This window comes from Streptomyces sp. NPDC058877 (assembly GCF_042742855.1).
In the GTDB taxonomy this organism is placed as follows: Bacteria; Actinomycetota; Actinomycetes; order Streptomycetales; family Streptomycetaceae; genus Streptomyces.
Genome location: NZ_JBHYMF010000408.1, coordinates 1 through 1,283, shown reverse-complemented (window position 1 = coordinate 1,283; position 1,283 = coordinate 1). Strand labels below are relative to the sequence as shown.

The 1,283-nt window shown below is 70.2% G+C and carries 1 protein-coding gene; it reads left to right on the top strand.

The window, feature by feature from the left end; genetic code table 11:
* Positions 1-135: 135 nt before the first annotated feature.
* Positions 136-1,260, top strand: coding sequence for an ISAs1 family transposase (locus tag ACFW2Y_RS35920; RefSeq protein ID WP_384887973.1), 1,125 nt, complete (start codon positions 136-138; stop codon positions 1,258-1,260).
* The last annotated feature ends 23 nt before the right edge of the window (positions 1,261-1,283 follow it).

The window sequence follows — 1,283 nt, the reverse complement described above, 5'->3', positions numbered from 1 at the left end:
CAGGGCTCCGGCAAAGTCGTCTGGCAGCCCTGTGACGTGGGGTTTTGCCGCTGAGTGAGGTGCGCGGGCGTGTTCCGGTCCGGTTGGATGGAGGTTCCTACGCCTTCTGTCCGACCAGGGAACAACGCCCGCGCCATGCCATCGTCCCGCATCTGTGCACCTGTTCGCACGTCCGTCCCGGATCAGGAGCTCCTCGTCGAGCTGCTCGGCCGGATACCTGATCCGCGCCGGCGGCGCGGGGTCCGTCATCCGGTGGGCGCTCTGATCGCCGTCGCGGTGTGCGCGGTGATCGCCGGGGCACGGGGGTTCACGGCCATCGGGGAGTGGGCCCGGGACGCGGGGGCCGGGGCCATGACGCGGCTGGGTCTGGAGCGGGGATCGGTGGACGAGTCGACGCTGCGCCGTCTGTTCGCGAGGCTGGATGCGGACCGTCTCGATGCCGTCCTCGGGACTTGGGCCGCGACGCGGACCGCGCTGGTCGCGGGCCGGCGGGTGATCGCCGTCGACGGCAAGACCGTGCGGGGTGCACGTGTCGGTGATGCCTCGGCCCCGCACCTGGTCGCCGCGCTCGCGCACGGATCGGGCGCGGTGCTCGGCCAGGTCGCCGTGAGCGAGAAGAGCAACGAGATACCCGCGGCCCGTCACCTGCTGAAAACCCTCGATCTGGACGGGACAGTGGTCACGATGGACGCGCTGCACACCCAGCACGACACCGCGGCGCTGGTCACCGAGGCCGGCGCCGACTACGTCCTGACCGTGAAGGCCAATCAGAAGTCTTTGTACGCGCAGCTCAAGGAGCTGCCCTGGGCCCCGATGCCCGCCGTCGCCAGGACGGAGCGCGGACACGGGCGCCGCGCCACCCGCACGATCAAGGTCGCCGATGTTCCCGCCTGGATCGACTTCACCGGGGCCGCGCAGGTCGCCCAGATGCGGCGTACCGTCACCAGGAAGGGCAGGCGGACGGTCGAGATCGTCTACTTGATCACCAGCGCGGACGCCCGCACCGCACCCCCGGAGGTTCTGGCCACATGGGTGCAGTCGCACTGGGAGATCGAGAACCGCCTGCACTGGGTCCGCGATGTCACCTTCGACGAGGACCGCTCCCGGGTCCGCACCGGCAACGCACCCCGCGTCATGGCCGGCCTCCGCAACACCGCGATCACTCTCCTCCGCCTCCACGGCCACCACAACATCGCCGCCGCCCTGCGACATCACGCCCGCGACACCGACCGTCCCGTCAATCTCTTCCTCACGGCATGATCAACGACTTTGCCGGAGCCCTG

Bases quoted from the DNA above. Each gene is read 5' to 3' on its own strand.
- ACFW2Y_RS35920 (WP_384887973.1), top strand. From the start codon at position 136: ATGCCATCGTCCCGCATCTGTGCACCTGTTCGCACGTCCGTCCCGGAT.